Origin of the sequence: Paenibacillus canaveralius, from assembly GCF_047238265.1 — a bacterium.
Classification (GTDB): domain Bacteria; phylum Bacillota; class Bacilli; order Paenibacillales; family NBRC-103111; genus Paenibacillus_F.
The window spans coordinates 2209354-2228664 of sequence record NZ_JBDFMM010000001.1; the positions used below are offsets into that span (position 1 = coordinate 2209354).

Consider the following 19311-nt stretch of genomic DNA (forward strand, 5'->3'; position numbering starts at 1 on the left):
TTCTCCCCTTTCAGTCAGGAACGCGGATGAACAAAAAGATCCGGCGGGTCTTGCGGGCTTCCGCCGGCTGCCCGTTCTGTGGCGGCGTATCTCCACAGCAGAAGCAAAGCGGCTCCGCTTCCGTTGATTAAAACGGCCGGCCAGAGCCCGAATGAACTGCCGAGAGCGAGAAACAGAAGCTCAAGCGTAACGAATAGAAGGAGCGGGGCGGCGGCCTGGACATCGGCGGTACGTATTAGAGCGGTTAGGCGGCCCGTCGTCCGGCCTGGCGAAAGAAGCTCCCGGCGGCGCCGGGGCAGCTTCCAGCGCATGCAGCACGCGTAAATCAGGGAGGCGGTGATCCACCAGCAGGCGAAGTTGGTCCAGGGCACGCCGTGGAAAGACAGCGCTCCCGGATCGGCCCACACCCAGTACCGCTGCCGTACGGCAACGGGATCGAGCACGAGGTCGATCATCGCCGCGATTCCGCCCGCGGCCGCGGCTGCGCGTATTCCCCCGCCGCGGACGAACCATTTGGCGATGGCGAGTATCATGCACCAAGCCATCGGAATCGCCAGCGGGACCCCGAAAAGAAGCGGGGCAAAACGGTCCGTATACGAATAACGGCCGAACCACAGGCCGGTATGAGAACCGAACCATTCGGAGAAGAACGACAAGCCGCCGCAAAGGACGAGGAAAAGAAGCATCCGGCGACTGCCTGCTTCCCGGCGCACCCAGAGCAGCGCCGCGATTCCGCCGAGCATCAGGTAGACGCTGTTGGCCCACTCCAGCCAAGGAGGCAGCAGATCCGCGAGCAGCAGAACGAAGCCGCACAGAAACCAGAACGCGTAGACGTACAGAAGCGGCTTCAGCATGTGAGGCTGCTCTCCGATCCCGGTAGGAGCTGAGGCTTCCTCCAGGTCCCGCGCTGAAGCAGGAGAGTAAGCAGAATCGCCGTCTTGCGCTTTCCCGACACGCGTATGCGGCCGCTGAACACGTCGCCGCCGCGCATTCCGGCCTGCACCAGGATCTCTCGGTAGATGAGTCCGGCGGCCGAGAGAGAGGCCCGGCTGTCGCGCGGGTAATACGGGTGGGCGGATAAGCCTTCCCTGTAGTCTTGTTCGGCCCGGCGGGCCAGGTGCTCGAACAGGGGACGCCATCCCGGAGCGGTCATGCCCGCCGTAATGTTCTCCGCACGATAGCCGAAGCGCGTCATCAGCTCTTCCGGGAGATAGACACGGCCCCGGCCGTAGTCTTCCGCGACGTCGCGCAAAATATTGGTGATCTGCATCGCGACGCCCAGCCGGATCGCTTTGTCGCGGAGTACCGGCGTAATCCGGTCCGTAAGGATGGGGAGCAGCATCAGCCCGACCGTGCCGGCGACCAGATAACAGTACCGCTCCAGCTCCTGCATGCTGCCGTAGCGGAATTTGGTCAGATCCTGGCGCTGTCCCTCAATCATATCCCGGAACGGCCCGGGCTCCATCGGATAGCGGCCGAATACATCGGCAAGCGCGGTCCAGCCGGGCCCCTTGTCGGGGTTCCCTTCCAGCAGCCGGTTGAAAGATTGCTCAAATTCACCCAGCATCTTCCCGGCATCCTCGGGCGTTTCATCGACGATATCGTCAACGGTACGGCAGAAGGCATAGACGGCCCAAACTGCCTTCCGTTTGCTCTCGGGCAAAATAGAGAAGGCCCGGTAGAAGCTGGAGGAATGCTTGCGGACGATACTTTCACAGTATTGGTAAGCGTTTTCCAGGTCGGCAGCGTGCAACAGGATCACCTCAAGATGGAAGTTTTAAAAGCTCATACATATAACAAACATTGTACAAACAAGCTCAATTGTTTTCAAAAATGACGGAATACATTATACTAACATTATACATAAAAATATTTTCGAGTCCACTTGCCCGCCCAAACGTTAGACAGAGGAGGTCGTTTACAAGATGAAAAGCAGGCATATAGCCGTTGTCGGAGCGGGACCGGGAGGTCTCAGCGCCGCTATGCTTCTGGCAAGTCAGGGCTACAAAGTGAGCGTGTTTGAAAGCCGGCCTGACGTCGGGGGACGAAACTCATCCCTCACACTCGGGGATTACCGGTTTGACCGGGGACCGACTTTTTTAAATATGCCGTATATTCTGGAAGAACTTTTCGAAGATGCCGGGCGCAGCGTTCACGATTATGTCCGGCTTAAGGCCATCGATCCGATGTACCGGCTCGTGTTCGGAGAAACCGAATTTTACGCTCATAGGGACCGGGATACGATGGTGGAGCAGATCGAACGTATTTTTCCTGGAAACGGGCCCGGATACGACCGGTTTATGCGCGAGGAGGGAGCGAAACTGAAGGCGCTTTCTCCTATTTTGCAGAACAAGCACGATTCGCTGCTTCATTATTTACATCCCCGTTTTCTTAAAGCGCTGCCGAAGCTGACGGTTCATAAGTCTCTTTATCAGTGTCTGGCTTCTTATTTTACGGATGAGCGGCTGCGGCTCGCTTTTACTTTCCAGGCCAAGTATTTGGGCATGTCGCCATGGGAATGTCCCGGTGCCTTTACGATTCTTTCTTATATTGAGCATGCCTACGGCATTTATCATCCGATCGGCGGAGTCAGCGAAATTTCAAGGGCGATGGCCCGGGTCGTGGAAGAATACGGCGGAGAAATCCATACGGATTGTGCGGTCAAGCGGGTACTGGTGAAAAACGGACGGACAACGGGGATCGAACTGGCGGACGGTGAAAAGGTGGAGGCCGACGAGGTTATCGTGAATGCGGATTTCGCCCAGGCGATGAACACGCTTTTTGAACCCGGTGTTTTGAAAAAGTACACGCCCCGCCGTCTCGGGAAGAAGTCGTATTCCTGCTCGACTTTTATGATGTATCTCGCCTTGGACAAAGTATATGAAGGAGCGCATCATACGATTCTGTTCGCGGAAGATTACAAGCGGAACGTTCATGAAATCGCCACGTCCAAAATTTTGTCGGAAGATCCGTCCGTTTACGTGCAGAACCCCGCGGTCACCGACCCGACCCTGGCGCCTGCCGGCTGCAGTGGACTTTACGTTCTGGCTCCGGTTCCGAACAACACGAGCGGCATCGACTGGGAAGCGGAGAAAGACGGCTTCCGTGAGCTGCTTCTGTCGAAGCTGGAAAAACAGGCGGGGTTCGCGGGGGTGTCGTCGCATATCGTCGGCGAAAAAATGATCACCCCGCTGGACTGGGAGCGGCAGCATCATGTCTACGAAGGCGCGACGTTCAACCTTGCGCATAATCTCAGCCAGATGATGTATTTGCGCCCTCACAACCGCTTCGAGGAAGCGGAAGGCTGCTGGCTGGTCGGAGGCGGCACGCATCCCGGCAGCGGACTGCCGACGATTATGGAGTCGGCCCGCATCACGGCCAGGGGCATCGCCGCCAAATATACGGCGGCGGAGCGCTTCCGCCGGACAGCCGGGGCGCGGGAGGTATGACGATGAGAGAGCGCAACCGCACGATCATCGTTGGCGGCGGCATCGGGGGAATGACCGCCGCTTTGTATGCCGCCGGGCGCGGGCACGAAGTTTCGCTTTACGAGCGGGAGCCGGTTCTGGGCGGGCGCCTGGCGTACGAAGGAAACGGAACCTACAAGATCGACCAAGGGCCGACTATCGTCCTGCTGCCGGATATGATCCGCGGCATTCTGGAAGAGGCGGGCGTCCCTGCCGGAAGGGTTCCGCTAATCCCGTGCGATCCGCTGTACCGCATTCATTTTGCGGACGGAACGGTGTTCACGAAATGGCGGGAAGAAGCGCGCCAGATCGATGAAATCGAGCGCTTGTTTCCGGGCGAAGCGGACGGGTACCGGGCCTATATGAAAGAAATGAAGGTCCGCTTCGAAAGGGGACGGGCCGCGTTTCTGGAAAAGTCGTTCCTGCGCAAGCGCGACTTTTTTACGATAAAAAACACGACGGAGCTTCTCCGGATGCGGGCCTATCTCAGCGTAAGCCGGGATGCCGCCAGATTTTTCCGCGATCCGCGCCTCCGTCAGGCGTATTCGTTCCAAACCTTGTACATCGGGGGCAATCCAGCAGACACATCGGCCCTGTATTCGCTTGTGCCTTACTCGGAGCATGCCCACGGCATCTGGTATGTGCAGGGAGGATATGCCGGGCTTGCGAAAACGCTCCATGAGGAGCTGCTGGCCAGAAACGTGCGCGTGCATACCGGGCGCACCGTGGAGCGCGTTCTTCATGCGGAAGGCGTATGCCGGGGAATCTCAACGGGAGGCGAGGAGATCGGGGCGGAGCGTGTGGTGCTCAACGGGGATTTTCCGGGAGCATCGGGCCTTTTTGACGGAAAGCATTCCGCCGGAAGAAGAAAGTTTACGCCCTCTTCGGGCTGCTTGCTTATTTATTTGGGAGTGGACACCATTTATGCGGATAAGGATGTGCACCAGTTCTATTTCTCCGATCATTTCGACGGTATGATGAAGGATGTGTTTCACGGCAGAGTCGTGCCCGAGAAGCGGTGCATTTATGTGTTCAACCCGTCGCTGATCGACGGTTCCCTGGCGCCCGAAGGGCACAGCGTGCTGTACATGCTCGTGCCGGTTCCGTCCGGTGAGCATCTCGATTGGAGCGGGGCGGAAGCGCTCGCCGATTCCGTCATCGACGAAGTGGAAAAACGCGGCTTCGCCGGGCTGCGCAAGTCGGTCCGGTGGCGTAAAGTGCGGACCCCGCACGATTCGCTTGCCGGCGGGCTCTATGCCGGAGGAAGTTTCGGCATCGCGCCGACCCTGCTTCAGAGCGGCGTATTCCGGCCCCAGGTCAAGCCGTATCCGATCCGGGGCTTGTACGCCGTCGGTGCCTCGGTGCATCCCGGCGGGGGAATCCCGATCGTGATGCAGGGCGCGAAGCTGCTCGACGAGGCGATGGGCCGGGATGATCTTGCCCTTGCGCCCGGCGCCGGTATTTGTCTTAACGAAAGCCCCGTATAAAACTGGGGCTTTTTTTCTTTTGCCCGGGAAGCGTATAATAAATGAGAACAGCCGTTCTAAGCAGTCGAGGTTAAGAAGGGACGCGAATCATGAGAAAGAAACAGCTTGCCGAATTAATTCAGGAACTCCGGACCGATGAAAATATAGTGAACTGGCACGAGATCGAACCCCAGGAAGCAAAAACAAAAGCCGTACCCGGCAGTGTGGACGACCGGATCAAGTCGGCTCTGGCAAAGCGGGGGATCACGGAGCTGTACACCCATCAGCACACTGCTTACGAGACGGTGCACGCCGGACAAAACATCGTGGCGGTGACGCCCACGGCTTCCGGCAAAACGCTCTGCTACAATCTGCCCGTCCTGCAGGCTATCGCGGATAACGATAGCAGCCGGGCGCTCTATCTGTTCCCGACGAAAGCGCTGGCACAGGATCAGAAGAGCGAGTTGAACGAAATCATCGGCGAAATGGGCATCGACATCAAAAGCTACACGTACGACGGGGATACGTCCCCGGCCATCCGGCAGGTCGTAAGGAAAGCCGGGCATATCGTCATTACGAATCCGGATATGCTTCACTCCGCCATTTTGCCGCATCATACCAAATGGGTGAGCCTGTTCGAGAATTTGAAATATATCGTCATCGACAGAGCTGCACACGTACCGGGGCGTATTCGGCAGTCATGTCGCGAACGTCATCCGGCGTCTGAAACGGATCTGCAAGTTTTACGGCAGCGATCCGGTGTTTATCTGTACTTCCGCCACGATTGCCAACCCCAAGGAGCTGGCCGAACAGCTGACCGGCTCTCCGATGAGGCTGATCGACGATAACGGCGCTCCCAGAGGACGGAAGCATTTCGTGTTTTACAACCCGCCCGTGGTGAACAAGCCCCTCAATATCCGGCGGAGCGCGACAGCGGAAGTCAACAGCCTGGCCAAGCAATTTCTGAAAAATAAAATCCAGACGATTATTTTCGCGAGAAGCCGCGTACGGGTCGAAATTATTTTGAGCCATATCCAGGAACTCGTCAAAAACGAAATCGGCACGAAATCCATCCGGGGATACCGGGGCGGGTATTTGCCGAAACAGCGGAGGGAAATCGAAAGAGGACTCCGGGACGGCGAAATTCTCGGCGTTGTCAGTACGAATGCGCTGGAGCTCGGCGTCGATATCGGACAGCTCCAGGTGTGTGTGATGACGGGCTATCCGGGAAGTATCGCGAGCACTTGGCAGCAGGCGGGACGGGCGGGACGGCGTCACGGGGAAGCGCTCATTATCATGGTCGCGAGTTCCACGCCTATCGACCAGTACGTGGTGCAGAACCCGGAGTATTTTTTTGAGAGAACCCCGGAAGCCGCCCGGATCAACCCGGAGAATCTGATTATTCTCGTGGATCATCTGAAATGCGCCGCCTACGAGCTGCCCTTCAAGGAGACGGAGGAGTACGGGCCTTTGGCGGTTACCGAGATTATGGAGTTTCTCGTGGAAGAGCGCGTGCTGCACCGCAATGCGGACACGTTCTACTGGGCGGACCAGTCTTTTCCCGCCAGCAATATAAGCCTGCGGTCGGCGTCCCAGGAAAACGTGGTCATTATCGACCAGTCCGATGTGGCGAACGTGCGGATTATCGGGGAAATGGACCGGTTCAGCGCCATGACGCTCCTGCACGACGAAGCGATCTATTTGCACGAAGGCGTGCAGTATCAGGTCGAAAAGCTCGATTGGGAGCACAAAAAAGCGTACGTCCGCGAAGTGGACGTGGAGTATTACACGGATGCGAACTTGGCCGTCCAGCTGAAAGTGCTGGAGATTGACAAGACGAGGAGTCTTGCGAAGTCGGCTTTGCATTACGGAGACGTGACGGTTAACGCGATGCCGACTATTTTCAAGAAAATCAAATTGAGCACCTTTGAAAATATCGGTTCCGGTCCTATTCATCTGCCCGAAGAAGAGCTTCACACAAGCGCGGCCTGGGTGGAGCTTGCCGAGGTCGATCCGGAGCTCGGCATTAAAACGCTGGAGCAGCTTCTGCTCGGAATTTCAAACGTCCTGCGGCATATCGCACCCGTTCTGGTCATGTGCGACCGCAGCGACCTTCACGTCGTTTCCCAAATCAAAGCGGCCCATACGGGCCTGCCGACGATTTTCATATACGATCATTATCCCGGCGGAATCGGTCTTGCCGAGGAAGTGTACGGCCGCTTCGAGGAAGTTAAACAGGCCGCCAAAAATCTCATCCGGAAATGCGCGTGTGAAGACGGCTGTCCGTCATGCATCGGAAGTGAGATTGAAGGGGTTCATGCGAAGCGGACCAGTCTTAAGCTGCTGGACCAGCTGTAAACTTAGAGCCTTGTGACGGCTAATTTTTCAACTAAACGGAGGTGCCCTTATGGTCGTTTTGGAGCCTATGCTGCCCGGACAGTTCGATGGCTGGCTGGAGCTTTCCGTAAAGGAATATGCCGAAAGCAAAACGAAAGCCGGTAATACGGGGGCCGAGAAAGCCATGGAAGATTCGGCACGTGAGTTTAAAGAGCTGCTGCCGGACGGATTAAACACGGCGGACAGCTATATTTTCAACGCAACCGACGCTGAAAGCCGTCAAGTCGTCGGTACGTTGTGGATCAAAATACGCCAGGAACAGCAGGAAGTATTTATTTATGGAATTCGCATGGATGAAAATTTCCGGGGGAATGGGTTCGGCAAGAAAACGCTGGCAGCCTTGGAGGCTTTCGTTAAAGAAAGAAGGTTACCCCCGAAAATTTCCCTGCATGTCTTCGGAGACAATGAGGTCGCCTTGAAGCTTTATACATCTGCCGGGTTTAAAGCTACAAATATCCGGATGTCGAAGGTTATCGGCGAATGAACGTTAAACAAGGGTTACCCGAAAATGCCCAGGTAAGGATGGATGCCCATCATGTATCGGTACCGAATTAAAAGTGTTGAGCCTTATAAATATATAGCGGCCGGAACGTCGACACGGGGATTCCGCGAGGGGCGAGGATTACAGCTGACCGCGTCTGGCCGGCCGGACGCAGGCGGGACAGCGCCGGGAGCGGACCGATGAGCGGGCTGCGCGAACGTCTTACCCGGCATCTAAAGCCGGGTAAGGGGGCGGAGCCGGCGGACAGCCGAATACCGCGCGGACCCGCAGCCGGTGACTCGGCGCTCGAACCCGCGGACGCCTATTCAGGCGCGTCCGACTGCGCACCCGCGCTCGCGGAAGCCGGCGCCTCTCCGGATGACGCGGAGCACGGCGCCTTTCGGCCCGGCGGGCCTGAGGTTGCCACAGCGCCTCCGGCGGCAGATCCCGAGGCCGCAGAGTGGGCGAAGCTTGGCGCAGAGCTGTACGAGTCCGCCGCAGGGTCGTTCGTGCGGCGTGTGTGCACGTACCCGCACGATGCCCGACACGGCCGGTACCGGCTCGACGCACTCCATGAGCATATCCAAGAGCTCGAAGCCTTTCATCCCGGAGCGGAACCTGTCCATGCGGAGGGTCTCCTGTTCTTCGACACGGAGACGACGGGGCTCGGCGTCGGCGCGGGCAATGTTGCGTTTCTCGTGGGCATCGGCTATTACGAAGCCGGTCGCTTTGTCGTCGAGCAGCTATTTATCCGGCATCCGGCCGAAGAGCGCGCGATGCTGGCTTATCTGGAAGAGAAATTGGCTAAATTTACTCATATCGTCTCCTACAACGGAAGGACCTTCGACTGGCCGATTTTGCAGAACCGGTTTATTCTGAACCGGATGCGGCCGGACATCGACCGCTTGCTGCACCTTGACCTGCTGCATCCGTCCCGCAGCTTGTGGAAGCATTCCATGCCTTCCGTACGGCTGGGAAAGGTGGAGGAAGCACAGCTCGGTTATGTGCGGGAAGACGACGTTTCCGGCGCGTTCGCCCCCGAGCTGTATGTCCTTTATCTCGCGGAAGGAAAAACGGACGTGCTGCGCGGCGTATTCGTCCACAACGAACGGGACATCGTGTCCCTGGCGGCGTTATCCGCTCTCATTGCCAAGTATTTGGCCGATGAAGAGCCCTTGGAGCCGAAATCGCCCGGCGATTTGTACCGGCTGGGCCAGTGGCTGCTGAAAATGAACCGGCTCCCATCCGCCGAGAAAATTATGGAACTGGGCTTTTCCAGGCTTCTGGAGCAGGCGGAAGAAGGCCGTCATGCCGGCGGGGATTTATTTCTCCGTTACGCGGCCCATTACAAAAAAGCGGGAATGCGGGACAAAGCCGTCGAATTGTGGACCCGGCAGATCCGGCAGGCGGGACCTGCGGCTGCGCCGCATGTGGAAGCTTATATCGAACTGGCGATGCACTACGAACACGGATGCAAAGATTATGCGCTTGCTCTGGAGCTGTCGTGTGAAGCGCTGGAAGTTCTCCGCCAAAGACGCAGGCTTCTGCGGCGCAGCGGAAAGGCGGCGGAAGAGGAGCAGCGGATCGCGCACCGGATCGAACGGCTGCAGCGCAAGCTCCGCGATTGCGGCAAGCCGGCCCGGGGAAGCCGGACATCCCCGAAACCGGCTGATCTTCCCGGAGGAACTTCCAGACCGGCTAAGTCTTCGGGACAAGCCAAATCCGCCGCCAAGCCGCCCGGCAAACCCCGGCCCGCTTATGCGGCCGACAGTTTGTTCGACGTGCCAGGGGGCTCCGGCTGACATGTCACGGAACGTCCCATTTGCGGCTAATTGACATCAATCGCGAAATGGGAGAACTTCCGTAACGCCCGGCTTCCAGAACATGAAGTACGGCATCCTCTGACGACGGTTGCCCATATTCGCAACTCGATTTATTGAAACGTCATGCCCTTTTGAGGCGTGGCGTTTTCCTTTTTTATTACAGAGTAAAAACGGGGCATGTCTGCCAAGCCCTCCGCCATACACTAGTTCGACAGCGTCTGCCCGAACAGGGGGAAGGGAGAACAAGCATGCCCGTTTATGTAGCAAACAGCGGCTCCAATACGGTATCCGTAATCGATCAGACGACCAATACCGTCACGGCTACGATACCGGGATTTTCAACTCCGCAGCAGCTCGACGCCACACCGGACGGCCAGTTCGTCTATGTCGCGAATCTTGCCGCTTCTACCGTATCGGTTATCGCCACGGCGACCAATACGATTGTCGCCACGATACCGGTAGGGGGCGGTCCCCAGGGGGTGAGCGTAAATCCGTCGGGGACCCGCGTCTATGTGACGAACTCCGTGGACAATACCGTATCCGTAATCGACGTGGCGACTAATACGGTCATTCAAACCATTCCCGTTGGAATCAATCCGGTCGGTGTGGACGTGACCCCGAACGGTGCTTTCGTTTATGTGGCGAATCAGCAGAGCAACACCGTTTCCGTAATCCGTGCGGAGGATGGTGCAGTTATCGCCAACGTGCCGGTAGACGTGCAGCCAATCGGCGTAGTTGCTTCTCCGGACGGCAAAAGCGTCTACGTGACGACCCGGGCTTTGAGCCGGACGGATATTATCAGCACCGCGAGCCTCACGGTAACCGGATCGTTTGCTACGGGAATTTCACCGATCGGGATTGCAACGAACGGCCGGCAAATTTTTGTGGCTAACGAAGTTTCGGGCAACCTGACCGTCGTCAATGTTGCCGGAAACACAAGCGCAGGTACACTGCCTACGGGAACCTTTCCCCAGTATATCGCGGTCACTCCGGATGGGGCTTTTTTGTATGTAAGCACACGTACGAATGTGGTATCTGTCATCAGCCTGGCGACCGGATCCGTCATCGCCTCTGTGCCTGTCGGCGACCAGTCCATCGGAATCGTGGTCGTGCCCAAGTACGAGAACAGACCGTCCGTCAGAGCGGAGAAAACGATCAATGGGGTGGAGAGCGTCAATGCCAATCCCGGAGAAACCGTTTTTATTCAGGTCCGGGTAACGAATACGGGCAATACCGTGCTCAGCCAGGTTAGACTGACGGATGTTCTCCCGGCGAACGGGCAGGTGCTTCTGGATGAAACGATCCCTTTCCTGAATCCGGGCGAATCGGTCAACCGGCAGTTTCCTTTTGTCGTGCCTTCATCGGGGTTGTCCGTACTTACTGATGTTTTTACCGTTTCGGAACCCGATGTCGGAATCCGCGAGCAGGCACAGGCGGATATCGTGATTTCCCAGCCGACTCCAAGCGTGACGGTTGTAAAAGAAGCGGACCGCAGCTCGGCCGTTCCGGGGGAAAGCGTCGTCTACACGTACACGGTGACGAATACGGGCAACATTACCTTGACGAACGTAACGGTGACGGATGAAATGCTAGGTCTGAACGAAACAATCAGTTCCCTTCCTCCGGGCCAGTCGGCCACGTACAACCAAGCATTTACGATACCCGAAGGAACGCCCGCCGGCACAGCCGTTACCAACACGGTCCTTGTTTCGTCCCAGGAAGGAGCCATGGGTACGGACAGCGTTACCGTCTCCGTGGCTCCGGTCAATTTGCTGAGCTTTTTTAAAACGGTAGATCCCGCGCAAGCGGCGCCTCAGGAATCTGTAACGTATCTGTTTGTCCTTCAAAACAGGGGAAACACTACTCTGACGAATATCGTCCTTCAAGATCCCACGCTGGGATTGAATGTGACGATCGATGATTTGGCGCCGGGCGAACGCGTCGTAAGGGAAGCGATCTTCATCGTCCCGGCCGATGCGGCAGCGGACAGCATCATCCGCAATACGGCAGCGGTCCGGTCCGATCAGACTCCGGAGCTTGTAGCCTCCGCCGAATTAATGATTTCGCCGAGTCCCGCTTTTGTCGTCCGCAAAAGACCGTCCCGTACGGAGGTCCGGCCGGGCGAAACGGTTCAGTACACCATTGAGGTGATCAATACCGGAAACACAACCTTAACCGGACTGAAGATCGACGATAATAATATCGGCTTGCATCAAACGGTCACTTCTCTCTCTCCGGGAGGAAGGGTAACGTTTACCGGATCGTTCGTTGTTCCCGCAAATGCGCTTGCGGGTACGATCATTTCCAACACGGTGACGGTAGTTTCAAGCCAGACCGGTGAGCGGACCGATACCGAAAATGTGATTGTCACAGGTGTTCCTTCCCTGTCTCTCGCGAAAAGCGTGAATCCGGCTTCCGCAGGTGTGGGGGATACGGTACAGTATACGTTTACCGTCACGAATACGGGCAATGAGACGCTGCGTGACGTGCGGCTCCTGGACTCGACGGTCAATCTGGATTCGGCGATCCCCGATCTTGCACCGGGCGCGTCGGAGACGAGAACGATTGCCTTCGTCGTTCCGCCGGATGCTCCCGAAACGATCGTCAATACCGCCCTTGTGGAAGGCACGGGTGCGGAGATATCCGTCAGCGCCCAAGCTTCGGCTTCCCTTTTCGTCATACGTCCCGGCCTGTCACTGGTCAAAACGGCGGAGCAGACCGGAGCGGCGCCGGGAGATTTCATCGACTACGTCATCGAGGTAACGAACACGGGCAACGTTCCGTTGACCAATCTGACCCTCTCGGACAGCACGCTCGGATTCAGCGAGAACATCCCGCTGCTGGAAGCGGGCGCCTCCATCCTGTTCGCGCCAAGTCAGATTGTTCCGGCCGGAACTCCGGGAGGAACGGTTATCACGAACACCGCAGTGGTTGCGGGTTCCGGACTGAGCGCTTCGGGCTCCGTCTCGGTTACGGTGCTCAGCATCCCGTCCCTTTCTCTGACCAAAACGGCCGATCTGCCGCTCCCGCTTCCCGGAGAAACCGTAACCTTTACGATCACGGCGTCTAACACGGGCAACGTTCCTCTAAGCGCCTTGCGGATCACGGACGGTCTGCTCGGGATCGACACCACGGTTCCCGTGCTCGGACCCGGCGAAACGGTGCCGCTGACGGGAACGTTTACCGTTCCGTTAGGAACACCGCCGGGCACCGTGATCACGAACCAGGCATCGGCCGTGTCGGCCCAGACACCGGCCGTCACGGCGGAGGCGACCGTTACGGTAGCTCCCGCCCCCGCGATCACGCTGGTCAAAACGGCCGACCGTCTTACGGCGCTTCCGGGCGAAACGGTCACCTTTACGATTACGGTCGCGAATCCGGGCGCCCAGGTCTTGACCGGCGTGACGGTAACCGATGCGGTGCTGGGGCTGGACCGGAATCTGGGGACGCTGGCGCCGGGGCAAACCCAAACCTTGTTTGCGTCTTTTACGATTCCGTTCCGGACACCGGCCGGCACGCTGATTATCAACACCGCGGAAGCGCAGTCGGCGGAAACGGTCCCGGTAACGGCCTCGGTCACCGTTACGGTAGGAGCGGCTCCGTCCGTCGCCTTCATTAAGCTCGTCAGCGATGAAGAGGCTCCGGCGGGAGGCGAGATTGCCTTCGGTTTCGTGCTGGTTAACACCGGGAACGTGACGTTGACGAATATCCGGGTCGCCGATCCGGTACTCGAGGCTACCTTCACGCTGAACTCGCTCGCTCCTGGAGAAAGCCAGGGGCAGGTCGTTCCGTTCCGTCTGCCGCAGGGTCTCGCGCCCGGCACGGTATTTACGAATACCGCCGAGCTGCGGTCGGATCAGACGGCGCCCGTCGTATCGGCGGTGGATATCCGGATTCTTCCGCCGCCGAACATATCCATTATGGTTACGCCCAATCCCGAGTTCGTGAGACCCGGCGAGCGCGTGCCGGTCATGGTAACGGTCACCAATCCGTCCAATGTCGTGCTGAATAACGTGCTGGTTTCGAACAGTCTGCTCGGACTGAATGAAAATATATCCATGCTCGTGCCGGGCGGAACGGCCACGTTCACGGCCGTCATTACCGTCCCTCCGGGTACCCCCGCCGGCACACAAATTCCCGGGGTGGTGAGCTTGACCAGCGACGAGACCCCTGAAGAAAACGCGTCCTTTCTGGTGATCGTTGCCCCGGTGCCCGAACTGGTTCTGCGGAAGCAGGCGAGCACCCCGGTCGCGGTCGCGGGCGAAACCGTGCGCTACCGGATCGAGGCGCTGAATATCGGCAATACGCTTCTGACGGGAGTGCTAAACGATCCGCAGGTGGGCATAACGATAGGACCCGGAACCCTGCCTTTCGGCGGCGGCGTTCTCTTGTCGCAGCCTTTCCGTATTCCGCCTGAAACGCCCGCCGGTACGCTCTTCGTAAACCGGGTCACAGCCGTCAGCGAAACCGGAGGGACTCTTGAAGCGGCCGCAAGCGTGAGGGTTATCCGCGTGCTGGACGTTTTCAAAAACGCGGATACGGAAGAAAGCTTTATCGGAGACGAATTCCGCTACACGATCAACGTCAAGAACGTGAGTGGACTGACGGCGACGGGCGCCGTACTCACCGATTTTTTGCCGCCTGCGGTTTCGTTTGTGCCGGACAGCGTAGTCGTGAGAGGAGCCGCCGTAAGTGGCGCCGGGCCGGAAACCGGCATCCCGCTGGGCTCCATTGCCCCCGGGGAGACGGCGGCAGTATCCTTCCGCGTCCGCGTCGTCTCGCTTCCGGAGCCCTCCGAAGGGAGCCAGGGAAATCAGCGGGCAGGCTCCGGCGGGCGAGACCGGCGTCTTGTGAATACGGCCGAGGTCACATACGGGGTCCGTTCTCCTTCCGGAAGGGACATTGTGACGGTTGCCGTTTCCAATGCGTCCGTGGTCCGGATAACCGAAAACGAAGAATAAAGCCCGGCGCGGACCGTCTTGATGGTCCGCGCTGTTTTTTGCGGTCGGGCGAAGAAGAACCTGACGTTTAAAGGGGAGAGAGCACGGACATACCAGTAAGAAGCCGGAGAAAGGATGTGTCCGTATGCCCGAATGGCCGGAAATGGAGCATTATCGCCAGGAATTGAACAAAAGGATTCAAAACCGCAAAATCAGCGGTATAACCGTTAATAGACCAAAATCGTTGAATGTTCCGGAAGAGGAGTTCCGCAAGACCGTTCTGGGAACGGTTGTGGAGCGGGTGGACCGGAGGGCCAAACAGCTCATTTTCGTCCTGAGCGGCGAACGCTACCTGCTCCTGCATCTTATGCTGGGCGGAATGATGCATCTCGGTACGGAAGCGGACAAGCCGGACCGCAGCACACAGATCGAGCTTTACTTCGGGGGCTTGGCGCTTTATTTTATCGGGCTGAGGCTGGGCTATCTTCACCTGTACGACAAGCGGGGACTGGAGGAGGAGCTGAGATCACTGGGACCGGAACCGTTTGACGCGGATCTGACCGCCGCACGTTTTGCGGGCATGCTGAAAACGCGCAAGGGCAATCTGAAAACGGGTCTGACCGATCAGCACTGGCTGGCCGGAATCGGCAACTGCTATTCCGACGAAATTTGTTTTGCGGCGGGTCTCCTGCCTTCCAGACGTCCGGCTGCTTTGGACGAGCACGAGGCCGCCCGGTTGTACACGTCCATGCGCAGCGTCCTTACCGAGGCGCTCAGAGCAGGCGGCTACATGGAAATGCCTCTCTACGGCGGAGATGAGCGGACGGGCGGCTTCAACGAGCTGTGCCGTGTCTATGACCGGGGCGGCGAACCGTGCGTAAGATGCGGGAGCCCGATTGTGTTTCAGACGCTGTCTTCGCGTAAATGTTTCTTTTGCAGCAGCTGCCAGACATAATAGCGAGGGGAGAGAAGAGACATGGCACGCAAAAAGAGAAAAGAGCTTCACATCGGGGCGCACATCAGCACCCGGAAAGGATTTTACGGAGCTGCGGTGACCGCTTCCGCTATCGGAGCCGGGGCTTTTCAATATTTTCCGAAAAATCCGCGCAGCCTCATTCTGAAAACAAACGTAGACTGGGACGACGCCCGGCGGTGCGCGGAATACTGCCGGGAAAAAGGCCTTCTTTCGATCGGGCATGCGCCTTACCCCCTCAATCCGGCAGCGGAAGGCAGCCAGCAGGACGTGATGGTGGAAGCGATGCTGAACGCGCTGGAGATCGTGGATGCGTGCGGTTCCGTTGGGCTGGTCGTGCATTTCGGGAAGTTTTCCGGAAAAGATCCGTTACAAGGTTATAAAAATATAATACAATGTACGAATAAGACGCTGAGCCAGTGGCGGGGCAGCGCGCTTCTCCTGCTTGAAAACCAGGCCGGCAGCGGTTCCCAGATGGGCACGACGATGGAGGAGCTGGCCCGGATCAGACAGCTTTCGGATTATCCGGACAAAATCGCGTTCTGCCTGGACACGTGTCACGCGTTTGCGGCAGGACTCTGGCATGGGAACGATTGGGACGAGGTCGAGCAAAGAGGCGCCGAGCTCGGGTATTTTGACCATTTGAAAGCTGTGCACCTTAACGATTCCCTCTATCCCCACGGTTCCGGTAAGGATCGTCACGCCAATATCGGCGAAGGATATATCGGCCTGGAAGGATTCAAGTCCTTGCTGGCTTCGGATATCGTGCGGGATATACCGCTTGTACTCGAAACGGGAAGCGGGCCGGACGGTACGCACAGGGAAGAGATTGCGCTGGTCAAGCGGACAGCCGGGGCGGCGGGAAAGGATACCTGATGAAGATTCACGTTTTTCTGGACGATCAGCGCAGATGTCCGGCCGGTTTTACCCTTGCGCGCAGCGTGGAGGAATGCCGGCTGCTTTTGCAGGAATGCGAGGTCGACATTTTGTCCCTCGATTACGATTTGGGCTGGGACGAATCCGGATGGGATATCGTCGCCTGGATGATCGGGACCGGTACTTTTCCGGCCCGTATTTATTTACACACATCCAGCCTGGAAGGCCGGAACCGGATGTACCAGGCTTTGTACGCCGCGGTTCCTTCCGCAACCTCTCTTCATCCGGGACCTCCGCCTGCCGGTTTATTGGCCGAGCTTGCCGGAGGCTGACTCATTCAACCATTTTTCAAAGAAGAGAGGATTCTGTGACATGATTCATTTAAACGATATTCATTTTATACGCGAAGAACGGCATATCCTTCAGGATGTTTCTTTTCATGCGGAAAAAGGCGAGCATTGGGTTCTGCTGGGCAAGAACGGTTCCGGCAAAACGACTTTGCTCGAACTTATGAACGGTTACCAGTTTCCTTCCAGGGGGAAAGTCGAAGTGCTCGGCAACCGATACGGGCAAGTTGACGTGCGTGAAGTCCGCAAGCGGATCGGCTATATTTCCCAGTCCCTGTTTGAGAAAATGAACCTCGCGGATACCGTATGGGAAGCGGTGGCCACCGGCGAATACGCCTATTTGCGCTTTTACCAGGAAATTCCCGAAGATGTGAAAAAGAAAGCGATCGGCATGCTGGAAAGAATCGGACTGCCGCATGTCGCCATGCAGTCGATCGGGACGCTTTCGCAGGGCGAGCGCAAGAAAGTGATGCTGGCCCGTTCCATGATGCAGAAGCCGGAGCTCCTCATTATGGATGAGCCCTGCTCGGGGCTGGATCTTTACGAACGCGAAAAGCTGCTGGCGGCGATCCGCGAATTCAGCGATCAGGAAATGACCGTACTTTACGTCACGCATCATATCGAAGAAATCATCCCGATGTTTACGCACGTCGCGCTTATCGAACAGGGACGGATCATTGCGGCTGGCCCGAAGGAAGAAGTGCTGACGCCCGAACATCTCTACCAAGCTTTTCAGGTTCCGCTCGAAGTGGAGTGGTTCCGCAATAGACCATGGATAAAGGTGCTGTAAGGAATGACAGAACATGATTCGACTACAAACACGGCCCGCCTGATCGGCACGGCCAACCGCGGGTACGCCCAGCAGGCCCAGGAAGAAATCCGGCGGCTCATACCCGGAGTGAAATTCCGGACGCTTGTTCCGACGGAGACGTTTCTTGCGGAAGCGCCCGGAAGCTGGGAAGAAGTATCGGCGGCCATCCGGGCGCAGGAGCCGATTTTTCTGCGTCATATGCAGCCTGTCCAGGAGGAGCGCGCTTTGTCCGGAACGGACGAGGACATTTTGGCCGCCGCGGAACTGGCGTCCGAACTCGGCCGTCTACACACCGGCAGCAGCTCCGCCGTCCAGGTGAGAATCGCAGACGGCACAGAAGTACCCTACGGCGCTTCTGATGTCCGAGCGGCTTGCGAAGTCGCCATGGGCGAGGCGACGGGGGCCGAGACGCTCGTGCGTCACGCGGACAACATTCTTTCGGTCTATGTCGGGCATCAGGCGATTTATGCCGGAGTCTCGGCGCCCGAAGAGAATTTGTCCGACTGGAGCGGGGGCGCCATCCGCTTTCAGCGCGAAGAGAACCAGGTTTCCCGCGCAAAATTCAAGCTGCTGGAGGCGGAACGCAAGTTCCATCTGCATTTTGCGGATTTCCGCAAAGCGGTCGATGTAGGCGCGGCTCCCGGCGGCTGGACGTCGCTGCTGCTGGAACGGGGACTTCACGTGACCGCGATCGACCCGGCCAAAATGCACCCGAGTCTCATCAAGCACCCGCGGCTTACGTATCACGGCAAGAATGCCGCGGACGTAAAGCTGCGCGAAGACGAGTTCGATCTGCTCGTCTGCGATATGAGCTGGAGCCCGCGGCAGATGAGCCGGCTTATCCTCGATCTCCTGCCTGCGCTGCGAAGCGGAGGGACGGCGATCATTACGGCGAAACTGATGCACAAAAAAACCTTTCAGACGGTGAAAGAGCTGAAACAGGATTTTGAAGGGCAGTTGGACCTGCGTCAGGCGAAACAATTGTTTCACAACCGCGAAGAGCTTACGCTTTATTTCATTAAAAAATAAACCTGCGGGAGTCATTGGGCGTTCATTATGCGGATGATCCACGTGTAAAAAGTCGTCAGGCAGCTCCAGACCAGACAGGGCAGGAGCAGCCAGGCGGCTTCTTTCGCCAGCGGCGCGGTCAGGACAATCAGCCACCAGCCCGTAAGAGCGGCGAACATGCTGTCTGCCAAAGCGAGCCCGAAACTTTTCGCCTTAAACAGAAAAAAGCCGTAGGCTTGGCTCCATAAATAATGGAGGATCATAACAAAAATCCAGGCGATCCCCACATTTTGAAATCCGCCCGTTTTTACGTAGACGAGTGCGACGGAAGCGGCCATACACGCGTGCATAAATCCTCTTGCGCTGACGATCAGCTGTCCGGAAGGAGCCCATGCCGGCTTTTTAACGGAAGCATACCACCGGATGTCGGCGGGGAAGAGAGCGGCGGATAAGAGTAAGAGTGCATACGTTACTGCGGCGGCCAGCATAAATGGGTAGAACAAAAAAGGCACCCCCTCCCGGATTGTTTGTCCATTAGTATAGGTATATGGGAATGCGGGATAGGTATGCCTGTAAAAAATAAAAATAATCGTTGACCGATTGGGTAATTATGGTATAATTAGCGGTAATTAAACAACCGGATGCACAAAAGCGGAAGCACCGCTGATGTGGAAGAGCACGTTTCTTCCTTGTCAGTGGTGCTTTTTTGCGTTGATTTCCGG

13 protein-coding genes and 1 pseudogene are annotated in these 19311 nt (G+C 57.5%); 11 read left to right on the forward strand and 3 right to left on the reverse strand.

Annotated features, from left to right (window positions below):
• Positions 1-14: 14 nt before the first annotated feature.
• On the reverse strand, positions 15-854 hold the full coding sequence (locus tag ABC395_RS10435) for a carotenoid biosynthesis protein (RefSeq protein WP_413002787.1): 840 nt from the start codon (positions 852-854) through the stop codon (positions 15-17).
• Positions 848-1753, reverse strand: a complete 906-nt coding sequence (locus tag ABC395_RS10440) for a phytoene/squalene synthase family protein (protein WP_413002789.1) — start codon at positions 1751-1753, stop codon at positions 848-850. The genes ABC395_RS10435 and ABC395_RS10440 overlap by 7 nt, the downstream gene beginning before the upstream one ends.
• 172 nt (positions 1754-1925) lie before the next feature.
• Between ABC395_RS10440 and ABC395_RS10445 the strand changes: the two genes are divergently transcribed.
• The 11 genes and pseudogenes from ABC395_RS10445 to ABC395_RS10495 all read left to right on the forward strand — a co-directional run bounded on the left by ABC395_RS10445 (position 1926) and on the right by ABC395_RS10495 (position 18610).
• Complete coding sequence (locus ABC395_RS10445; RefSeq protein ID WP_413002791.1) at positions 1926-3449, forward strand: phytoene desaturase family protein; 1524 nt, start codon at positions 1926-1928, stop codon at positions 3447-3449.
• Positions 3450-3451: 2 nt separating this feature from the next.
• Positions 3452-4954 (forward strand): phytoene desaturase family protein, encoded by a 1503-nt coding sequence (locus ABC395_RS10450; protein WP_413002793.1) that lies wholly within the window; start codon positions 3452-3454, stop codon positions 4952-4954.
• A gap of 89 nt (positions 4955-5043) precedes the next feature.
• Positions 5044-7291 (forward strand): annotated as a pseudogene (locus ABC395_RS10455) (DEAD/DEAH box helicase).
• A 49-nt stretch (positions 7292-7340) separates the two neighbouring features.
• Positions 7341-7814, forward strand: coding sequence for a GNAT family N-acetyltransferase (locus ABC395_RS10460; RefSeq protein WP_413002795.1), 474 nt, complete (start codon positions 7341-7343; stop codon positions 7812-7814).
• Between the two features lie 197 nt (positions 7815-8011).
• Positions 8012-9613 (forward strand): ribonuclease H-like domain-containing protein, encoded by a 1602-nt coding sequence (locus ABC395_RS10465; protein ID WP_413002797.1) that lies wholly within the window; start codon positions 8012-8014, stop codon positions 9611-9613.
• A gap of 269 nt (positions 9614-9882) precedes the next feature.
• A complete protein-coding gene (locus ABC395_RS10470; RefSeq protein WP_413002799.1) occupies positions 9883-14595 on the forward strand; it encodes a DUF7507 domain-containing protein in 4713 nt (1570 codons plus the stop codon).
• 124 nt (positions 14596-14719) lie between these two features.
• Positions 14720-15529, forward strand: coding sequence for an Fpg/Nei family DNA glycosylase (locus tag ABC395_RS10475; protein ID WP_413002801.1), 810 nt, complete (start codon positions 14720-14722; stop codon positions 15527-15529).
• 21 nt (positions 15530-15550) lie between these two features.
• On the forward strand, positions 15551-16423 hold the full coding sequence (locus ABC395_RS10480) for a deoxyribonuclease IV (RefSeq protein WP_413002803.1): 873 nt from the start codon (positions 15551-15553) through the stop codon (positions 16421-16423).
• Entirely contained in the window at positions 16423-16755 is a 333-nt protein-coding gene (locus ABC395_RS10485; RefSeq protein WP_413002805.1) for a cyclic-phosphate processing receiver domain-containing protein, read from the forward strand. The genes ABC395_RS10480 and ABC395_RS10485 overlap by 1 nt, the downstream gene beginning before the upstream one ends.
• Before the next feature lie 40 nt (positions 16756-16795).
• Positions 16796-17560 (forward strand): ABC transporter ATP-binding protein, encoded by a 765-nt coding sequence (locus tag ABC395_RS10490; protein WP_103994883.1) that lies wholly within the window; start codon positions 16796-16798, stop codon positions 17558-17560.
• 3 nt (positions 17561-17563) lie between these two features.
• Positions 17564-18610 (forward strand): SAM-dependent methyltransferase, encoded by a 1047-nt coding sequence (locus ABC395_RS10495; protein WP_413002807.1) that lies wholly within the window; start codon positions 17564-17566, stop codon positions 18608-18610.
• A gap of 11 nt (positions 18611-18621) precedes the next feature.
• Here ABC395_RS10495 and ABC395_RS10500 read toward each other — a convergent pair whose 3' ends face one another.
• On the reverse strand, positions 18622-19092 hold the full coding sequence (locus ABC395_RS10500) for a tryptophan-rich sensory protein (protein ID WP_413002809.1): 471 nt from the start codon (positions 19090-19092) through the stop codon (positions 18622-18624).
• Positions 19093-19311: the final 219 nt, after the last annotated feature.

Coding starts and splice junctions, on each gene's coding strand:
- ABC395_RS10490 (WP_103994883.1), top strand. CDS start 16,796: ATGATTCATTTAAACGATATTCATTTTATACGCGAAGAACGGCATATC.
- ABC395_RS10450 (WP_413002793.1), top strand. CDS start 3,452: ATGAGAGAGCGCAACCGCACGATCATCGTTGGCGGCGGCATCGGGGGA.
- ABC395_RS10445 (WP_413002791.1), top strand. CDS start 1,926: ATGAAAAGCAGGCATATAGCCGTTGTCGGAGCGGGACCGGGAGGTCTC.
- ABC395_RS10435 (WP_413002787.1), bottom strand. CDS start 854: ATGCTGAAGCCGCTTCTGTACGTCTACGCGTTCTGGTTTCTGTGCGGC.
- ABC395_RS10460 (WP_413002795.1), top strand. CDS start 7,341: ATGGTCGTTTTGGAGCCTATGCTGCCCGGACAGTTCGATGGCTGGCTG.
- ABC395_RS10485 (WP_413002805.1), top strand. CDS start 16,423: ATGAAGATTCACGTTTTTCTGGACGATCAGCGCAGATGTCCGGCCGGT.
- ABC395_RS10495 (WP_413002807.1), top strand. CDS start 17,564: ATGACAGAACATGATTCGACTACAAACACGGCCCGCCTGATCGGCACG.
- ABC395_RS10470 (WP_413002799.1), top strand. CDS start 9,883: ATGCCCGTTTATGTAGCAAACAGCGGCTCCAATACGGTATCCGTAATC.
- ABC395_RS10480 (WP_413002803.1), top strand. CDS start 15,551: ATGGCACGCAAAAAGAGAAAAGAGCTTCACATCGGGGCGCACATCAGC.
- ABC395_RS10475 (WP_413002801.1), top strand. CDS start 14,720: ATGCCCGAATGGCCGGAAATGGAGCATTATCGCCAGGAATTGAACAAA.
- ABC395_RS10465 (WP_413002797.1), top strand. CDS start 8,012: ATGAGCGGGCTGCGCGAACGTCTTACCCGGCATCTAAAGCCGGGTAAG.